Annotated in this window: 12 protein-coding genes and 2 pseudogenes; 4 read left to right on the forward strand and 10 right to left on the reverse strand. The window is 70.2% G+C overall.

Translation table 11 applies throughout. The annotated features are described in order from the left end of the window. Positions 1–120: 120 nt before the first annotated feature. Both ACFYO0_RS23830 and ACFYO0_RS23835 read right to left on the reverse strand, forming a co-directional pair. On the reverse strand, positions 121–2,340 hold the full coding sequence (locus ACFYO0_RS23830) for an MMPL family transporter (RefSeq protein ID WP_388679308.1): 2,220 nt from the start codon (positions 2,338–2,340) through the stop codon (positions 121–123). 112 nt (positions 2,341–2,452) lie between these two features. After that, positions 2,453–3,043 carry a TetR/AcrR family transcriptional regulator gene (locus ACFYO0_RS23835; RefSeq protein WP_388679310.1) on the reverse strand — a complete coding sequence of 197 codons (591 nt, stop codon included), beginning with the start codon at positions 3,041–3,043 and terminating at the stop codon, positions 2,453–2,455. A 221-nt stretch (positions 3,044–3,264) separates the two neighbouring features. On the opposite strand from ACFYO0_RS23835, the gene ACFYO0_RS23840 reads away from it, so the two are divergent. Further along, complete coding sequence (locus tag ACFYO0_RS23840) at positions 3,265–6,609, forward strand: S41 family peptidase (protein WP_388679313.1); 3,345 nt, start codon at positions 3,265–3,267, stop codon at positions 6,607–6,609. A 76-nt stretch (positions 6,610–6,685) separates the two neighbouring features. Here ACFYO0_RS23840 and ACFYO0_RS23845 read toward each other — a convergent pair whose 3' ends face one another. The 4 genes from ACFYO0_RS23845 to ACFYO0_RS23860 all read right to left on the reverse strand — a co-directional run bounded on the left by ACFYO0_RS23845 (position 6,686) and on the right by ACFYO0_RS23860 (position 10,416). Continuing rightward, positions 6,686–6,958, reverse strand: coding sequence for a hypothetical protein (locus ACFYO0_RS23845; RefSeq protein WP_388679316.1), 273 nt, complete (start codon positions 6,956–6,958; stop codon positions 6,686–6,688). A 79-nt stretch (positions 6,959–7,037) separates the two neighbouring features. Continuing rightward, positions 7,038–7,931 (reverse strand): SDR family oxidoreductase, encoded by an 894-nt coding sequence (locus tag ACFYO0_RS23850; RefSeq protein WP_388679319.1) that lies wholly within the window; start codon positions 7,929–7,931, stop codon positions 7,038–7,040. Next, positions 7,928–8,860, reverse strand: coding sequence for an alpha/beta fold hydrolase (locus ACFYO0_RS23855; RefSeq protein WP_388679322.1), 933 nt, complete (start codon positions 8,858–8,860; stop codon positions 7,928–7,930). Before ACFYO0_RS23855 ends, ACFYO0_RS23850 begins: the two co-directional genes overlap by 4 nt. After that, positions 8,857–10,416 carry a flavin-containing monooxygenase gene (locus ACFYO0_RS23860; RefSeq protein WP_388679324.1) on the reverse strand — a complete coding sequence of 520 codons (1,560 nt, stop codon included), beginning with the start codon at positions 10,414–10,416 and terminating at the stop codon, positions 8,857–8,859. The genes ACFYO0_RS23855 and ACFYO0_RS23860 overlap by 4 nt, the downstream gene beginning before the upstream one ends. 196 nt (positions 10,417–10,612) lie before the next feature. Between ACFYO0_RS23860 and ACFYO0_RS23865 the strand changes: the two genes are divergently transcribed. Continuing rightward, positions 10,613–11,293, forward strand: a complete 681-nt coding sequence (locus tag ACFYO0_RS23865) for a MerR family transcriptional regulator (protein ID WP_388679496.1) — start codon at positions 10,613–10,615, stop codon at positions 11,291–11,293. On the opposite strand, the gene ACFYO0_RS23870 is transcribed toward ACFYO0_RS23865, so the two are convergent. Both ACFYO0_RS23870 and ACFYO0_RS23875 read right to left on the reverse strand, forming a co-directional pair. Next, complete coding sequence (locus tag ACFYO0_RS23870) at positions 11,290–12,093, reverse strand: exodeoxyribonuclease III (RefSeq protein ID WP_388679326.1); 804 nt, start codon at positions 12,091–12,093, stop codon at positions 11,290–11,292. The two genes, ACFYO0_RS23865 and ACFYO0_RS23870, sit on opposite strands and share 4 nt — an antisense overlap. A 117-nt stretch (positions 12,094–12,210) precedes the next feature. Continuing rightward, on the reverse strand, positions 12,211–12,741 hold the full coding sequence (locus ACFYO0_RS23875; RefSeq protein ID WP_388679498.1) for a hypothetical protein: 531 nt from the start codon (positions 12,739–12,741) through the stop codon (positions 12,211–12,213). 451 nt (positions 12,742–13,192) lie between these two features. On the opposite strand from ACFYO0_RS23875, the gene ACFYO0_RS23880 reads away from it, so the two are divergent. Together ACFYO0_RS23880 and ACFYO0_RS23885 are read left to right on the forward strand one after the other, a co-directional pair. Further along, a complete protein-coding gene (locus ACFYO0_RS23880) occupies positions 13,193–14,263 on the forward strand; it encodes a class I SAM-dependent methyltransferase (protein ID WP_388679328.1) in 1,071 nt (356 codons plus the stop codon). Positions 14,264–14,341: 78 nt separating this feature from the next. Then, positions 14,342–14,818, forward strand: a complete 477-nt coding sequence (locus tag ACFYO0_RS23885; RefSeq protein WP_388679330.1) for a GNAT family N-acetyltransferase — start codon at positions 14,342–14,344, stop codon at positions 14,816–14,818. A gap of 30 nt (positions 14,819–14,848) precedes the next feature. Here the strand turns inward: ACFYO0_RS23885 and ACFYO0_RS23890 are convergent. Together ACFYO0_RS23890 and ACFYO0_RS23895 are read right to left on the reverse strand one after the other, a co-directional pair. Further along, positions 14,849–15,509, reverse strand: a pseudogene (locus ACFYO0_RS23890) (response regulator). Further along, positions 15,482–16,745: pseudogene (locus ACFYO0_RS23895) on the reverse strand (sensor histidine kinase). The pseudogenes ACFYO0_RS23890 and ACFYO0_RS23895 overlap by 28 nt, the downstream one beginning before the upstream one ends. Positions 16,746–16,750: the final 5 nt, after the last annotated feature.

Below are 16,750 nucleotides of genomic sequence, written 5' to 3' on the forward strand. Positions count from 1 at the left end.
CGAGTGGTCGGCAGACGGACCACGGCTCACGACGCGCAAGCGACAGGGCGCCCCACCAACGCGTGGGGCGCCCTGTCCGTTCAGGCGAGGCTTCAGACCCGTAGCCTCAGCGCCGTAATCTCAGACCCGTACCAACTCCCGTTCCTCGTCCGGGTCCTTCGGACCGTCGGCGTCGTGGGCGCGGAGCCCCTCGCCCTCGACGTCGACGTTCGGGAGCGCGCGGTCCAGCCACTTCGGGAGCCACCAGGCCTTCTTGCCGAGCAGGGCGAGCACCGCCGGGACGACGGCCATGCGGACCACGAACGCGTCGAAGAAGACGGCGATCGCGAGGCCGAAGCCGATCATCTTGATCATCGACTCGCTGGAGCTGATGAAGCCGCCGAAGACGGCCATCATGATGACCGCGGCGGCGGCCACGACCCGGGCACTGTGCCGGAAGCCGGTCACGATGGCCTGGCTCGGCGACTCGCCGTGGACGTGCGCCTCCCGCATGCGGGTCACGAGGAACACCTCGTAGTCCATCGCGAGACCGAAGACCACGCCCACCATGAAGATCGGCATCATGGACATGATCGGACCGGTCTCCTCGACGCCGATCAGGCCGCCGAGCCAGCCCCACTGGAAGACCGCGACCACTGCACCGAGCGCGGCGAGCACGCTGAGCAGGAAGCCGAGGGCCGCCTTCAGCGGGACCAGGATGGAGCGGAAGACCACGATCAGGAGCAGGAAGGCGAGGCCGACCACCAGGGCCAGATACGGGACCAGCGCGTCGGTGAGCTTCTGCGAGAAGTCGATGTTCATCGCGGTGGTGCCGGTGACCAGGACCCTCGCGTCCGTGTCGGCCTCGACGTCGGTGCCCTGGTCACGGATGGCGTGCACCAGGTCCTCGGTCTGTACCGAGGACGGCTTGGAGTCCGGGATCACGGTGATCGTCGCTGTGTCGCCGGCTTTGTTGAACGCCGCCGGGGTCACCGTGGCGACGTCCTTGAGACCCTTGATCCCGTCGGTGACCGTGGTGGCCGCCGCCTTGGGGTCGTCGCTGTCCTTGGCGTCGACCACGATCATCAGGGGGCCGTTGAAGCCGGGGCCGAAGCCCTCGGACAGCAGGTCGTACGCCCGGCGCTGCGTGGTGGACGTCGGCTGCGAGCCGTCGTCGGGCAGGCCCAGCTCCAGCTGGGTGGCCGGGACGGCGATGGCACCCAGGCCGACCACGCCGAGCAGCAGCACGGCGACCGGACGGCGGATGACGAAGCTCGCCCAGCGGGTGCCCATTCCGGGCTTGGCCTGCGCCTCGGACTTCTCGACGCCACGCCGCTTGCGCTTCTCGCCCGTCGGCCGGACCTTCTTGCCCGCGTACCCGAGCAGCGCCGGGATCATGGTCAGCGCGATGAGGACGGCCACCACGACCGTGCCCGCAGCCGCGAGGCCCATCTTGGTCAGCATCGGGACGCCGACGACCGACAGGCCCGCCAGGGCGATCACGACCGTGAGACCCGCGAAGACCACCGCCGAGCCGGCGGTGCCGGTGGCCCGGCCTGCCGCCTCCTCGCGGTCACGGCCGTCGGCCAGCTCGCCCCGGTAGCGGGAGACGATGAACAGCGCGTAGTCGATACCGACCGCGAGGCCGATCATCAACGCGAGTGTGGAGGTGGTGTCGCCGAGGTCGAGCGCGTTGGCGAGGGCGGTGATGGTGGAGACGCCGATACCGACGCCGATGATCGCGGTCAGCAGCGGCAGTCCGGCCGCGACCAGCGAGCCCAGGGTGAGGACGAGGACGACGGCGGCGATGGCGAGACCGATGACCTCTCCGATCGCCCCCGGCTCGGCCGCGGCCTGCAGGGCGTCACCTCCGACGTCGACGGTCAGCCCGGTGGCCTGCGCCTCGTCCGCGGCCGCCTCGAGGGCGTCCCGGGTCGAGTCCTTCAGCTCCATGCCGGGGGCGTCGTACCTCACCGACGTGTAGGCGACCGTGCCGTCCTTGCTCACGGCGTTCGTCGTGAACGGGTCGGTGACGGAGACGACTTCGGAACCGTCGCCCAGTTCCTTGACGGTCTTCTCGACGGTCGCCTTGTTGTCGGCGTCCGTCATCTTCTGGCCCTCGGGCGCCTTGAAGACGATGCGCCCGGTCCCTCCGTCGGCGCTGGCGCCGGGGAAACGCTGCTCCAGCAGGTCGAAGGCCTTCTGCGCCTCGGTGCCGGGGATGGAGAAGGAGGTGGCGCCCGGCGCGGGCGCGGAGGCGGCGCCGACACCCGCGAGCGTCAGCAGCGCCACCCATATCAGGGCGACGAAGTGCCGTCGCCGGAAGGCGAGCCGGCCGAGTTTGTAGAGGAACGTGGCCACGAGGGAGTACTCCCGGTCAGGTCGTGGGGTGGTACAGGGCAGGGGAGATCAGCCCGACGACGTGAGCGGTCGCGTCAGGTGCAAATGGGTGACTCTGGAAGGTGGTTGAGGGTCAGACGCCGAGAGCGGGGAGGACCACGGCGTCGAAGTACGAAATGAGGTACGCCTGGGTCGGCGGCAGTTCGTCGATCATGTTCCGGGCGATGAAGGCGCCGAGCAACATGTGCAGCACGTAGTCCATCGCGGGGTTGTCCGCATGGATCTCACCCCGGTCGACGGCACGCTGCAACACCTTGCGAATCTCTGCCACCTCGGGCTCGATGAGCCATTCCCGGAACGCCTTGAGGAGTTCCGGGTTGCTGTGGACCGCCATGACCAGGCTCCGCATCAGCGCGGTGTCCTGCTCCATGGAGCAGTCGTCCTCACGCAGCGCCATGGCATGGAAGTCGCCCCGCAGGGACCCGGTGTCGATATCGGCCGGGTCGATCCGCTTGTGATGCCGGAGCGCCTTGACCACCAGCTCGGGCTTGCCGCCCCACTGGCGGTAGAGCGTCGCCTTGCTGGACCGGGTGCGGGCGGCCACGGCGTCCATGGTCAGGGCGTCGTAGCCGACTTCCCGGAGCAGGTCGAGCACGGCCCCGTACAGCTCGGCCTCACGCTCGGGCGTGATCCGACTGCGGCGCACCGTCGCGGCTTCAGTCATCGCACTCACCTCTCCTGCTCCAACGCTCGGAGCGCCAGGCTACAGACCCACGCATGCGCGCCTGCGGACCACACTGCCGAACGAAACGGTTTCGTACACCCATGAAGATACCTCGAGAGCCTGCGAAACGAAACCGTTTCGTACGTGTCCTGAATCACGCACCCGCCCGTCAACTTTCGCCACGAGTTGCCGGTCCCCCTCCCCCGTCAAAGCATGGGTAGGTGAGCGACAGGCAGGAAAACCCGACCGGACCGGACGCCCCCGGCTATCTGCGCTTCCCGCACCTCAGCGGCGACCGGCTCTGCTTCGTGGCCGAGGACGACCTCTGGGTGGCCCCCCTGGACCGCCCCGGCCGGGCCTGGCGGCTCACGGTCGACCGTACGAAGGTCGGGCACCCACGCTTCTCACCCGACGGCCGACACATCGCGTACACGACCTGGCGCAGCCTCGACCCGGAGATCCACCTCGCCCCGGTCGACGGCGGACCCGCCCGGCGGCTCACCTACTGGGGCAACCCCGACACCCGCGTCTGCGGCTGGACCCCCGACGGCGACATCCTCGCCGTCGCCTCGCACGGCGAGCCCTTCGCCCACTTCACCTGGGCCTACAAGCTCCCGGTGGGCGGCGCCCCCGGCGGCAAGCTCCCCTGGGGCCCGGTCTCGCACATCGCGGTCGCCGACGTCGCCGGCGAGCACAAGACGCTGCTGCTCACCGGCACGCCCCCGCACGAGCCCGCCTCCTGGAAGCGCTACCGGGGCGGCGCCACCGGACGCCTCTGGCTGCACGGGCAGCGCATCCTCGACGACCTCGACGGGCATCTGGACGCGCCCATGTTCGTCGGCGACCGTATCGCCTTCCTCTCCGACCACGAGGGCGTCGGCAACCTCTACTCCTGCCTGCACGACGGCTCCGACCTGCGCCGCCACACCGACCACGACGCCTTCTACGCCCGCCATGCATCCTGCGACGGCACCCGCGTCGTCTACCAGTGCGCGGGCGAGCTGTGGATCGTCGACGACCTGTCCGCCGGCTCTGGACCCCGCCGCCTCGATGTGAGCCTGGGCGGGCCGCGTGCCGGGCGCCGCCCGTACCAGGTGCCGGCCGGTCTGCACGTCGACGGGATCTCCGTGGACGAGACGGGCCGGGCCAGTGCCGTCGTCGTACGCGGCAGCCTGTACTGGCTCACGCACCGCGACGGCCCGGCGCGCACCATCACGGACACTCCGGGCGTACGCGTACGGCTGCCGGAGATGCTCGGCTCGAGCGGGAGGCTGGCGTATGCGACGGACGCGGAGGGCGAGGACGCCGTCGAGATCGCGCACCTGCCCGGCGCGACCGGCGCCCGCGCCCCGCGGCGGCTCGCCTCCGGCCGGCTGGGCCGCGTACTGGAACTCGTCTCGGATCCGCAGGGGGAACGGCTCGCGATCGCGTCCCACGACGGGCGACTGCTCCTCATCGACACGGCCGAGGAGCCCGAAGGCGGCGAGGTCACCGAGCTGATCCAGTCCGTCAACGGGCCCGTGCGCGACCTCGCCTTCTCCCCCGACGGCGCCTGGCTGACCTGGTCGCACCCGGGCATCGGACGGTCCCTGCGGCAGATCAAGATCGCGCGGATCGAGGGGCCGGGAACACACACGATCGTCGATGTGACGGGTGGCCGCTTCGAGGACGAGGGGCCGGTCTTCACGCGGGACGGCCGCTTCCTCGCGTTCCTGTCCTGGCGCGGCTTCGACCCGGTGTACGACGTGCACACCGGCGACCTGTCCTTCCCGCTGGGCTGCCGCCCGTATCTGGTCCCCCTGTCGTCCGCGACACCCTCCCCCTTCGCGCTGACCCCCGAGGGACGCCCGGCCGCGGGCGGCCTGGACGTGATCGCAGACGACACCGACGACACCGGCGACGGTGCCGCGGTCACCGTCGAGACCGAAGGCCTGGCGAACCGCGTCACGCCCTTCCCGGTGCCCGCCTCCAAGTACTCGGCGCTGTACCCGGTCGCGGGCGGCGGACTGGTCTGGCTGCGCTGGCCGATCTCCGGCGCGCTCGGCGAGACCTTCGTCAACCCGGACGACACCTCGGGGCGGCCCACGCTGGAGTACTTCAACATCAGCAAGGCGAAGAAGTCCGAACTCGTCGACCACCTCGACTGGTTCGCGGTCAGCGGCGACGGCTCGCGACTCGTCGTCGTCGACGAGGGCGATCTGCGGGCCGTCCCCTCCACCGAGTCCGGCGACCTCGAAACGACCGTGTGGATCGACTCGCGCCGCATCCTGCACCACGTCGACCCGGCCGCCGAGTGGCGGCAGTCGTACGAGGAGGCGGGCCGCCTGATCCGCGCGTACTTCTGGGAGCCGAAGATGTGCGGCATCGACTGGGACGCGGTCCTCGACCAGTACCGGCCGCTGGTCGAACGGGTCGCCTCCCCCGACGAGTTCGCGGATCTGCTGCGCGAGGTCCTGGGCGAGCTGGGCACATCCCATGCGTACGTCACTCCCGCGCGCCGTAACGAAGGACCGCCGCACTACCAGCGCGCACAAGGCCTGCTGGGCGCCAACTTCGTACGTAAGGACGGCAGTTGGACGGTCAGGCGGATTCTGCCCGGCGAGTCGTCCGACTCCAGGGCGCGTTCACCGCTGGCCGGTACGGGCATCCGCGAGGGCGCCGTGCTCACCCACGTCGACGGACGACCGGTCGATCCGGTCGCCGGGCCGTATCCGCTGCTCGCGGGGGCGGGCGGCACAACGGTGGAGCTGACCTTCTCCCAACCCGTCGCCCACCACCACCCTTCTGAGGAAGGCCCTTCGGGCCCCTCTGATTTGGACGGCGAGGGCCATGCGCGCCGGGTCGCGGTCGTGCCGTTGATCGACGAGCGGCCCCTGCGCTACCAGGACTGGGTGGCCAAACGCCGGGATGTCGTACGGGAGTTGAGCCACGGCAAGTGCGGGTATCTGCACATCCCGGACATGGGCGGCTCGGGCTGGGCCCAGTTCAACCGCGATCTGCGCATGGAGATGTCCCGGCCCGCCCTGATCGTCGACGTGCGCGGCAACGCCGGCGGCCACATCAGCGAGCTGGTCGTCGAGAAACTCACCCGCACGATCCTGGGCTGGGACGTTACGCGGGGCGCCCAGTCGGTGTCGTACGCCTCCAACGCCCCGCGCGGTCCCGTCGTCGCTCTCGCCGACGAAATGACGTCCTCGGACGGCGACATGATCACGGCTGCCTTCAGACTGCTCAAGCTCGGCCCGGTGGTGGGGCAGCGCACCTGGGGCGGCGTCGTCGGCATGACCGGCCGGCACCGTCTCGGCGACGGCACGGTCATCACGGTTCCCATGAACGCCGCCTGGTTCGACGCGTACGGCTGGTCCATCGAGAACCACGGCGTCAGCCCCGACCTGCCCGTACTCCGCACCCCGCTGGACTGGGCGGAGGGCCGCCACGCCCAGCTTGCCGACGCGGTCCACCTGGCCCTGAAACTACTGACCGACCACCCGGCGGCAACTCCCCCCGACCACCACCACGTTCCGGACCGCACCCGCCCGAATCTGCCTCCCAGGGGCACCGCGTGACCGCGTGAGGGGCGCCCTCCGTGGAGGGCGCCCCTCACTGCTGCTCACAGGTTACTGCTGCTCACAGGCTCAGCGATCAGATGTCGTAGTCCTGATCGAGCCGGTCCTGCTCCTCCTGCTGCGCCCGCCGCGTCGGATCCTGCTCCTGACGCCCACGCTGCTGCTCCTGCCGACGGCGCCGGGCATCCTCGTGCTGAGCCCGCTCACGCTCCTCCGGCGTCATCCGGCGAGCACGCTCCTCCGGCGTCATCCGGCCGCGCTCACTCTCGTCCCGGCCCTCGCTCATCTTCTTCTTCGCGTTCTGCTGAAGCTTCTCGGCCTTGTCCTGGAACTGGTCCTTCATGCCCATGAGATTCACTCCCGTGTGGGTGAGGGGATGGGGCCTCGACCAGATTCACACGGACTGACAAAGCGCGCATTTCGGTCAGTTACGGACGGTTACGCACCGTGCTGCGCGCCTCTTCATCGGCCGCCCCACCAGCACCGACAAGCCCCGTACGGACCTTCCCGAGCCGCGGCTCGAACCGTCTCATCTCCCGCCGCCCCACCGTCGCGACGACCCCCGGCAGATAGCCCCGTACACCTTGCACACCGCGCAGCCACCACTGCCCGTACACGTGACTCGACCGCCGCTCGATGCCGGCCACGATCCGGTCGACGGCGGGCCCCAGCGGATAGGTCTTGCCTGCCGGCCACGGCATCCGCTGCCTCAACTCCCGCATCACGTCGTCCTGATCGGCACCGCGCACCATGTCGGTGTCGGTCCACGACAGATAACCGACCCCGACGCGTACGCCCTTGTGGCCGACCTCGGTGCGCAGGCTGTGCGCGTACGCCTCCACGCCCGCCTTGGACGCGCAGTACGCCGTCATCATCGGTGCGGGCGTGAGCGCGGCGAGCGAGGCGATCTGCAGCAGATAGCCGCGGCTCGCGAGCAGGGCGGGCAGGAAGGCACGGGCCGTCACCGCCGAGCCGATGAGGTTGACCTCGATGACGCGGCGCCAGGCCTCGGGGTCGGAGCCGACGAAGGTCCCGCCGGTCGCGACACCCGCGTTGGCGACGACGATGTCGACCTTCCCGAACCGCTCCTCGACCTCGGCCGCGACCCGGACCATCGCCTCGTGGTCGGTGACGTCGGCGTACCAGTGGCCGCCCTCGGTGTGCAGCCGCCCGGCGACCCGCTTCAGCTCCTCCGGCTCCAGGCCCACCAGTGCGACCTTCGCGCCGCGCGCGGAGAGTTTGCGGGCGAGGAGTTCGCCGACGCCCCGCGCCGCTCCCGTGACGACGGCGACCTGTCCCTCCAGGCTTGTCCCGCTCCTCATGCGCCCTCCTTCAACTCGGCCCGCACATAGGTGGACGCGAGTTCCCGGATCCGCCCGCTGACCAGCTCGGGCGCCTCGATGGGGGTCATGTGCCCGATTCCGGGCAGCACGGTGAGGCCGGCACAGTCGGGCAGGGCGGCGGCCAGTTCGCGTGCGTGGACGACGGGCGTCATGCGGTCTGCCGCGCCCACGATCACAGCCGTCGGCATGGTCAACTCTCGTACGGCATCGTCGAGTTCGAGTGCGTCCAGTACGTGCGACCAGGCGTACCGCACCCGGCGCGGACACGCGTGCACGATGCGCGCACACGCCTCGACCATCTCCGGGGCCGAACCGGGGCCCATCGTCGCGTACTTGAGGATCCGCCGCGCGATCGGCGTGACCGGCCCCATCGGCGCCCGCGCCCCCAGGATGCGCCGGGTGAGCCAGGCCCGCAGCCGCCCGGCCCGCAGCGGCACCACCAGCGACTCGGCGACCAGCCGCGAACTGCCCGTACTGCACAGCAGCACGGCCGCCGCATGCTCCCTCAGACCCGCCCGCCCAGAGGCGGCGATCAACGTCATCCCGCCCATGGAGTGCCCCACCACCACAGCCTTCTCGCCCGGCTCGAGGGTGGCCGCGAGCACGGCCTCCAGGTCGTCGGCGAGCGCGTCCGTGGTGCAGGTGTCGTGCGCGGGACTCCGCCCGTGCCCGCGCTGGTCGTACGCGATGACCCGGTGGTCGGCGGCGAGATCCCGTATCTGCGCCGCCCAGTAGGCGGTCGAGCAGGTCCAGCCGTGCGCGAGCACCACGGCGGGCCCGGCGGTGTCTTCGAGGGGGCCGTGCACCTCCACGTGCAGCCGTGCGCCGTCGGCGGAGACCGCGGTCAACTCCCTTACGGGGGCGGGCGGGGAGTAGGGACCACTCTTGACATGCGTCAGTCGGCTCACGCGCCGGCCTCCACCTTCTGCTCGCCTTGGATGTCGTCGGTACGGGTCCAGGGTCCCCGGAGCACTTCGTACTCCCCGAGGTTGACGCGTCGTGTCGCGCTGCGGAACTCCGTCGTCGTACCGGGCCAGATGGTCGTGTTGCGGCCGTTCGCGTCGAGGTACCAGCTGGTGCAGCCGCCCGTGCTCCACACCGTGCGCTTCATGCGCTCCTGGACCCTGTCGTTCCAGGCGCTGACGGCGGTCGGGCGGGCGTCGAGGGCGACCCGTCCGCCGAGGACGTCCAACTGCCGCAGATAGTCGGCCATGTAGTTCAGCTGGGACTCGATCATGAGGATCATGGAGGAGTTCCCGAGGCCCGTGTTCGGGCCGATGATCGACATCCAGTTGGGGAAGCCGGCCGCACTCGCACCGCGCAGCGACTTCATGCCGGTCGCCCAGGCCTCGGCGAGGGTGCGGCCGTCCGCGCCCACGACGCGCTCGGCGATCGGCAGGTCGGTCACGTGGAAGCCCGTACCGAAGACGATCGCGTCGGCCTCGGTACGGCTGCCGTCGGCGGCGACGACGGTGCTGCCCTGGATCTCCGTGAGCCCGGAGGCGACGACGTCCACATTGGGCCTGGCGAGCGCCGGGTAGTAGTCGCTGGACAGCAGGATGCGTTTGCAGCCGATGCGGTAGCCGGGCGTCAACTTGGCCCGCAGCGCCGGGTCCTTGATGGCTCGGGCCATGTTCAGCCGTGCGAACTGCTCGACCAGGCCCAGCTCCCCCGGGTGCTTGGTGAACGCCTGGACCTGCAACTCCCTCAGGCCCCACAGGAGTCCGCGCCGGGCCTTCGCGGTGAAGGGCAACTGCCGGTGCAGCAGGCGCTCGACTCCGCTGATCGCCCGGTCGACGCGCGGCAGCACCCACGGCGGGGTCCGCTGGAACAGGGTGAGTCGGGAAACCCGGGGCTGGAGCTCGGGCACGATCTGGATGGCGGAGGCGCCCGTACCGACCACCGCGACCCGCTTGCCGCGCAGGTCGTAGTCGTGGTCCCAGCGGGCCGAGTGGAAGACCGCGCCGGGGAAGGTGTCGAGCCCGGGGATGTCCGGCATCCGGGGCTCGGAGAGCGGCCCGGTGGCGGAGACGACGACATCGGCGGTGAGGTTGCCGCTGCTGGTCTCGATCTCCCAGCGCAGCCGCTCGCCGTCCCAAGTCATCCTCTTCACCTCGGAATTGAAGCGGAGGTGGGGGCGGAGCCGGAAGACATCCGACACGTGCTCCAGGTACGCGCGGATGTGCTCCTGCCCCGAAAAGGTGCGCGGCCAGTCGGGGTTGGGAGCGAAGGAGAACGAGTACAGGTGGGACGGTACGTCGCAGGCGCAGCCGGGATAGCTGTTGTCCCGCCAGGTGCCGCCGACACTGCCGGCCCGTTCGAGTACGACGAAGTCGGTGATCCCTTCCCGCCGCAGCCGCACGGCGGCCCCCAGCCCACCGAAGCCGGACCCGACCACCGCCACGCGCACATGCCGCACACCTTCGGCCGCGTGCTCGTCGCGGTCGCGCTCCTGTCCGGTCATCCCGACCCCTCCCTAGTCCATTCCTGCCTCTGCCCAGCGCGACCATGCCAGTGAACACTGGCGCAATGGGGAGAGTAAGGGGAACGCCATACTCCTGGGTAGGGTCCGGGCCGAAGAAGTTACTGGCGGTACAACATAGGCTGCTTGCGTGGCTGAGGGATCAGGAAAGCGGGGGCAGGGGAAGTCCGGGCCCGGAATGCGCGAGCCCGGCAAGCGGGAGTACCGCGTGGAGGAGCTGGCCGAGGAGGCCGGCATCACGGTGCGCACCCTGCGCTTCTACCGCGAGCGCAAGCTGCTTCCGCCGCCCCGCCGCGAGGGCCGTATCGCCTGGTACGACGACGACCACCTGGCCCGCCTGCGCACGATCTCGGCACTCCTGGAACGCGGCCACACCCTCAGCGGCATCGCCGAACTGGCCGAGGCCTTCGACCACGGCCGGGACGTCGGTGAACTGCTCGGCCTGGGCGCCCCCACCGAGGAGGTCCCGGTCCGCCTCTCCCCCGAGGAACTGGCCGACGCCTTCGGCGACCAGGCCACCTCCGAGAACCTCGCCGCCGCCCTCGACCTCGGCTACCTCGCCACGGACGGCACCGACCTCGTCCACATCAGCCGCCGCCTGCTGGACGTCTCGGCGGCCCTGGTACGCGAGGGCATCCCCCTCGCGGACGTACTTCGGACCGGCCGCCGCGTACGCGAACACGCGGACGCCCTGGCCGAGTTGTTCACCGACCTCGCCCTCGCCCGTGGCGCCCAACCGGCCGATCTCGAGCGCTTGCGGCCGCTGGCGAAGAGCGTGGTGGAGGCGGAACTGTCGATGGCGTTGGACCGGCGGGTGCGGGAGGCCGGGACACGGCCTCGAAAACCCCCGAGGACCTAGAGGTTGTAGACGACGGTCACCGGCGCATGATCCGACCACCGCTCGCCATGCGTGGCCGCCCGCTCCACATACCCCTTCGCGGCCTTGGCCGCGAGCCTTGTCGTCGCGACGTGATAGTCGATGCGCCAGCCGGTGTCCCGATCAAAAGCCTGCCCACGGTAGGACCACCACGTGTACGGCCCTTCGACGTCCGGATGCAGGGCCCGTACGACATCGACGTACCCGCCCTCCGTTTCGTCGAAGACCGCCGTGAGCCACTCGCGCTCCTCCGGCAGGAATCCCGAGTTCTTCCTGTTGCCGCGCCAGTTCTTGAGGTCGGCCTCCTGATGGGCGATGTTCCAGTCGCCGCAGACGACGACCTCACGGCCGTCGGCGGCGGCTCGCTCCTTGAGCGCCTTCAGATAGGCCAGGAACTCCCCCATGAACCGGACCTTCTCGTCCTGCCGCTCGGTCCCGACCTCGCCGGAGGGCAGATAGAGGGAGGCGACCGTGACCCCGGGCAGGTCGACCTCGACATACCGCCCACTGCCGTCGAACTCGGCGGATCCGAAGCCGACTTGGATGCGGTCGGGCTCCCGCCGCGTATAGATGGAGACTCCCGCACGCCCCTTGGCGGCGGCGGGCGCGTGCACGACATGCCACCCGTCGGGCTGCCGGATTCCCTCGGGCAACTGCGGCGGCTCGGCCCGCACCTCCTGAAGACACAGCACGTCGGCGGAGGTGCCCGCGAGCCACTCCACAAAGCCCTTCTTGGCGGCAGCCCGAAGGCCGTTCACATTCACAGAGGTCACAGTCAGCACAGCACTCTCCTACGCAACAGGGAACGTAGGTTACTGGGCAAGCGCCATGTGCGACTTGGCGGCCTCCGTCCGCGCGGGTCGGCACCCCGAGGAGCAACTGCCGTCGGATCATCCGCCTCAGCGCGCGCCCGTCCAGCTGTGGGCGACGTCGACGACCAGCCGGTCGGGCAGTTGGATCACCCGGAACGGCAGCCGGGCCCGGACGCCGAGTCCGATCTGGGTCTCACCCTCGAAGCTGCCGGCGAAGCGCGTGTCCCGGAAGGTGCGGTAGCCGGCGACGTCGACGCCGGGCAGGGGCTCGGCCACCTCCGCCGCGTAGGCGACCCCGCCGGTCTCCGGGTCGTAGCTCGGCGCGGCGACCCGGACTTCGAGGATGGCACCGCCGCCGACCGGGATGTGGTCGCCCGAGCCGGCCTGGTGGAGGCGGTCGACGTACTGGACGTAGTAGCCGATCTCGTCGCCGCCGCCGCGGACGTCGAACACCATGCGGTCGAAGCACTCGTGCCGGCCGGTCCTGATGTCGGCCAGCGGCACGGCACCACTCGCCACCCCGCCCTTGACGCCACTGCCCCAGCCCGTCGGGCAGGCCGCCGCTACACGCGTGGCGACCACAGGCGTGGCGCCCGCACTGCCCGCCGCCGTCCCCATGGCCGTGCCCGCGATGACGAGTACGGCCACTGCCGCTCCGACACTTCCGATACGTCGCACAATGTCCCCCTAGTCGTGAAACGCTGTTATCGGATGAGACGGCCCGGTATGACGGAAGGTTGTAGGTCAGGAGCCGCAGAAGTGTCCCAGGTACGTAACAGCGGGCCGACTCCCGCCAGGAGAAACCCCGGGACGGACGGAATTCACTTGCCAGACGATCACCCGTACACGACGGTCGCAGGCGCGTGGTCCGACCTGCCACTCCGCATGTGTGGCCGCCCGCTCCACGTAACGCACACACAGGGACGATTTCCGGTACTCGCTTCGGGTGACACAATCCGGCCCGCGCGTCCCCGCAAGTCGTGGCAGCGACACAAGGGATCAGCCCGGTGCTTGGCTTTTCCAGGCCGATCGCACCCCGCGATCGTGTTCGACAGCCAGGAGGGACACCATGGCCGTGCAGCGCGAATTGGACGAAGCAAAGGTCGAAGCCTTCATGGAGAAGGCACTCGGGGACATCAGCGGAACGATGGCCATCGGCCTGTGCCACCTCGGCGACCGACTGGGCCTGTTCAAGGACCTCGCGGCCAATAGCCCCGCCGGAAGCGAGGAGCTCGCGGACCGGCTGGACCTGAATGAGCGTTACGTACGCGAGTGGTTGCGAGGCATGACCGCCGCAGGCTATCTGGAGGAACCAGCGCCCGGCCGCTTCGCCCTCCCCGCCGAGCACGCGCCCGCCCTGGCCGACGAATCCGGGCCCATGTTTCTCGGTGGCGTCTACCAGATGATGCCCGCCGCCCTGGCGCCGTACGAACGGTTGAGTGAGGCGTTCCGGAACGGTGGAGGCGTACGGCAGAGCGACTACCCGGACATCCTGTGGGACGGTATGAGCCGTTTCACGGGCAGCTGGTTCGAAAGCGTCATGGTCGACGACTGGCTGAGCACCTTTCCGCACGTCATCGAGAGGCTGGAGCGGGGCGTCGACGTCGCGGACGTGGGATGCGGCGCGGGCCGCGCACTGACCGTGCTCGCCAAGACGTTTCCCCGCTCGCGTTTTGTGGGGTTCGACAACTTCCCGGGCCAGGTGGAACGCGCCCGGGCGAACGCGGAGAAGGCCGGTGTCACCGACCGCGTGACCTTCGAGACGGTCGATGCCGCCAAGGGTCTTCCCGGACGCTACGACCTCGTCACCACCTTCGACGTGATCCACGACGCGGCGGACCCGAAGCGGCTCGTCGCCGCCATCAGAGCGGCGGTCAAGGACGACGGCGACTACCTGATGCTCGAGATCAACTGCCAGAACCGCCCCGAGGACAACGTCGGCCCCGTGGCATCGATGTTCTACGGCTTCAGCGTCTTCTACTGCATGACGACCTCCCTCGCGAACGGCGGAGCCGCCCTCGGAACGTGCGGTATGCCCGAGGAAGTCGTACGCGAGCTGTGCACCGAGGCCGGCTTCAGCGACGTCGCCCGGTCCTCTGCGGACGACCCTTTCAACGTCCTGTACGACATCAAGCCGTAGTCGACACCGAGATCTCAGCCGCGCGGCCATGGGAAAATGGATCGCCACCACGTAGCGCATAGAAGTACGATCCTCGGCATGAATATACGTCGCGCCTCCTTCGACCACCCCGACGCCGTCAAGCTGAACGACCGGGTCCAGGCCGAGTACGCCGTGCGCTACGACGACGAGGGTGACGTAACCCCCCTCGACCCGTCGATGTTCGAGCCGCCGCTCGGCCTGTACCTCATCGCGTACGACGCGCAGGACCAGCCGGTGGCCACGGGCGGCTGGCGTACCCAGGACGCGAACGACGAGGGCTACTCGGACGGCGACGCGGAGATCAAGCGCATGTACGTGATCGAGGAGGCGCGCGGCAACGGTCTCGCCCGTCGCATCCTCGCGGCCCTGGAGGACGACGCCCGCGCGGCGGGTCGTACGCGCATGGTCCTGGAGACGGGTACGAAGCAGCCGGAGGCGATCGCCCTCTACACGTCCAGTGGCTACGAGCTCTGCGCCAAGTTCGGCCACTACCGCTTCCACGACGCGAGCAGGTGCTTCGCGAAGCCGCTCTGAAGTCCCTGTGAAGCGGCCGGCTTGGGGACGTCAGGCGCGCAGGAATGCCAGTACGGCCAGAACCCTGCGGTGGGTCTCGTCGGCCGGGGGCAGGTCCAGCTTGGTGAGGATTCCGCTGATGTGCTTGCCGACGGCGGCCTCGGACACCACCAGCTCGCGGGCGATCGCGCCGTTCGACCGGCCCTCGGCGATCAGCGCCAGGACCTCGCGCTCGCGCGGGGTGAGCCGCTCCAGCGGATCGCGGCGGCGGCGCAGCAGTTGGCGTACGACCTCGGGGTCGACGACCGTGCCGCCGTCGGCAACCTTGAGCAGCGCGTCCACGAACTCCTCCACCTGCCCGACCCGGTCCTTGAGCAGATAGCCGACGCCCGTTCCGTCGCCGGAGTCGAGCAGGTCGGCGGCGTACCTCCGCTGGACGTACTGGCTGAGGACGAGGACGGGCAGCGTGGGTCGCGTCTCACGCAGCCGTACGGCCGCGTGCAGGCCCCTCGTCCTGGAAACCGGGAGGCATCCGGACATCCGTCACCACGATGTCCGGCCCGTGCTCGTCGACCGCGGCGAGCAGCGCCTCGGCATCGCCGACGGCCGCCACCACCTCGTGCCCGTAGCGGGTGAGCAGGCCGATGAGCCCGTCCCTCAGCAGCACGCTGTCCTCGGCCAGGACTACACGCAGGGCTCGGTCAGCTCGCAAGGGATCTCCACGCGCAACGAGGTCGGTCCGCCGGGCGGGCTGGACAGCGCAAGTCTGCCATCCAGTACGGACACCCGGTCCGCGAGTCCGGTCAGCCCGCTGCCGCTCCCGGCGTCCGCGCCGCCCCGCCCGTCGTCGCGTATCTCCAGGAACAGCCGCCCGTCGTGGTGACCACCGCCGACCTCGGCACGGTGCGCCCCGCTGTGCTTGTCGACGTTGGCGAGCGCCTCGCACACCACGAAGTACGCGGCCGCCTCGACCGCTTGGGGCAGACGCCCGGGCAGTTCCAGGCTCAGGTCCACGGGGATTACGCAGCGGTCGGCTGCGTCGGCCACGGCCGCCTGGAGTCCGTAGTCCGCGAGGACCTGCGGGTGGATGCCGTGGATGAGCTCGCGCAGCTCCGCCAGCGCCTTGCCCGCCTCGTCGTGCGCCTTGGCGAGCTGGTCGGCGAGGGAGCCCGGCGGGGCGTCGAGCCGGGCAAGGCCGAGGGTCATCGTCAGGGCCACCAGCCGCTGCTGCGCCCCGTCGTGCAGATCGCGCTCGATACGCCGCCGCTCCGCCTCGAAGGCGTCCACCAACCGCACGCGAGAACGCGCCAGTTCGACGACCCGCACTCCCAGATCGCCCTCGCGGGAGGCGATCAGCAGACGGGTCAGCGCGGCCCGCGCGCCCGCCGCGACCCCGAGAACGTATGCGCACAGGCCTATCAGGACGAGCCCGAGGACGGCGATGCCGAAGGCGGCCGGCCAGCTGGTGACCGTCCACTGCTTGAGCACCTTCGCCTCGTGGCCGCCGCCAACCGTCGCCATCAGCAGGGGAGTTGCCGTCATGGACACCGGGAGCAGCAGGGCGACCGTGAGCACCACGGCGTCCACCGGCCACAGCAGGCCCGCGAACAGGAGCGCGTACCCGAGCTCCCGCCAGGTCGTCCGCTCCCGCAACCGTGTCGTCAGCCAGGCCCACAGACCGGGCGCGGCCGGCAACCGGTGCTGGTCGGGCACCGGCTCCAGATCGACAAGACGCAGTCTGAGCCGCTCGACGCGGGCCACTGGCAGACCGGCCAGAGCTATGCAGACCAGCAGCGGCAGCCCCACCAGGATCACGGCGAGGACCCCCCCCGACCGCCGCCAGGATCACGATCGCCACCAGGGCGGCGGCCCCGGTGAGGGCGCCGGTGACCAGGTAGCCGATCGAGCGCCAAGGCCACACCGACAGGAGGTAGCCGGGCCTGGTCATGGCCT

The sequence above is a fragment of the Streptomyces sp. NPDC006365 genome (assembly GCF_042870755.1).
GTDB lineage: Bacteria > Actinomycetota > Actinomycetes > Streptomycetales > Streptomycetaceae > Streptomyces > Streptomyces xiangluensis.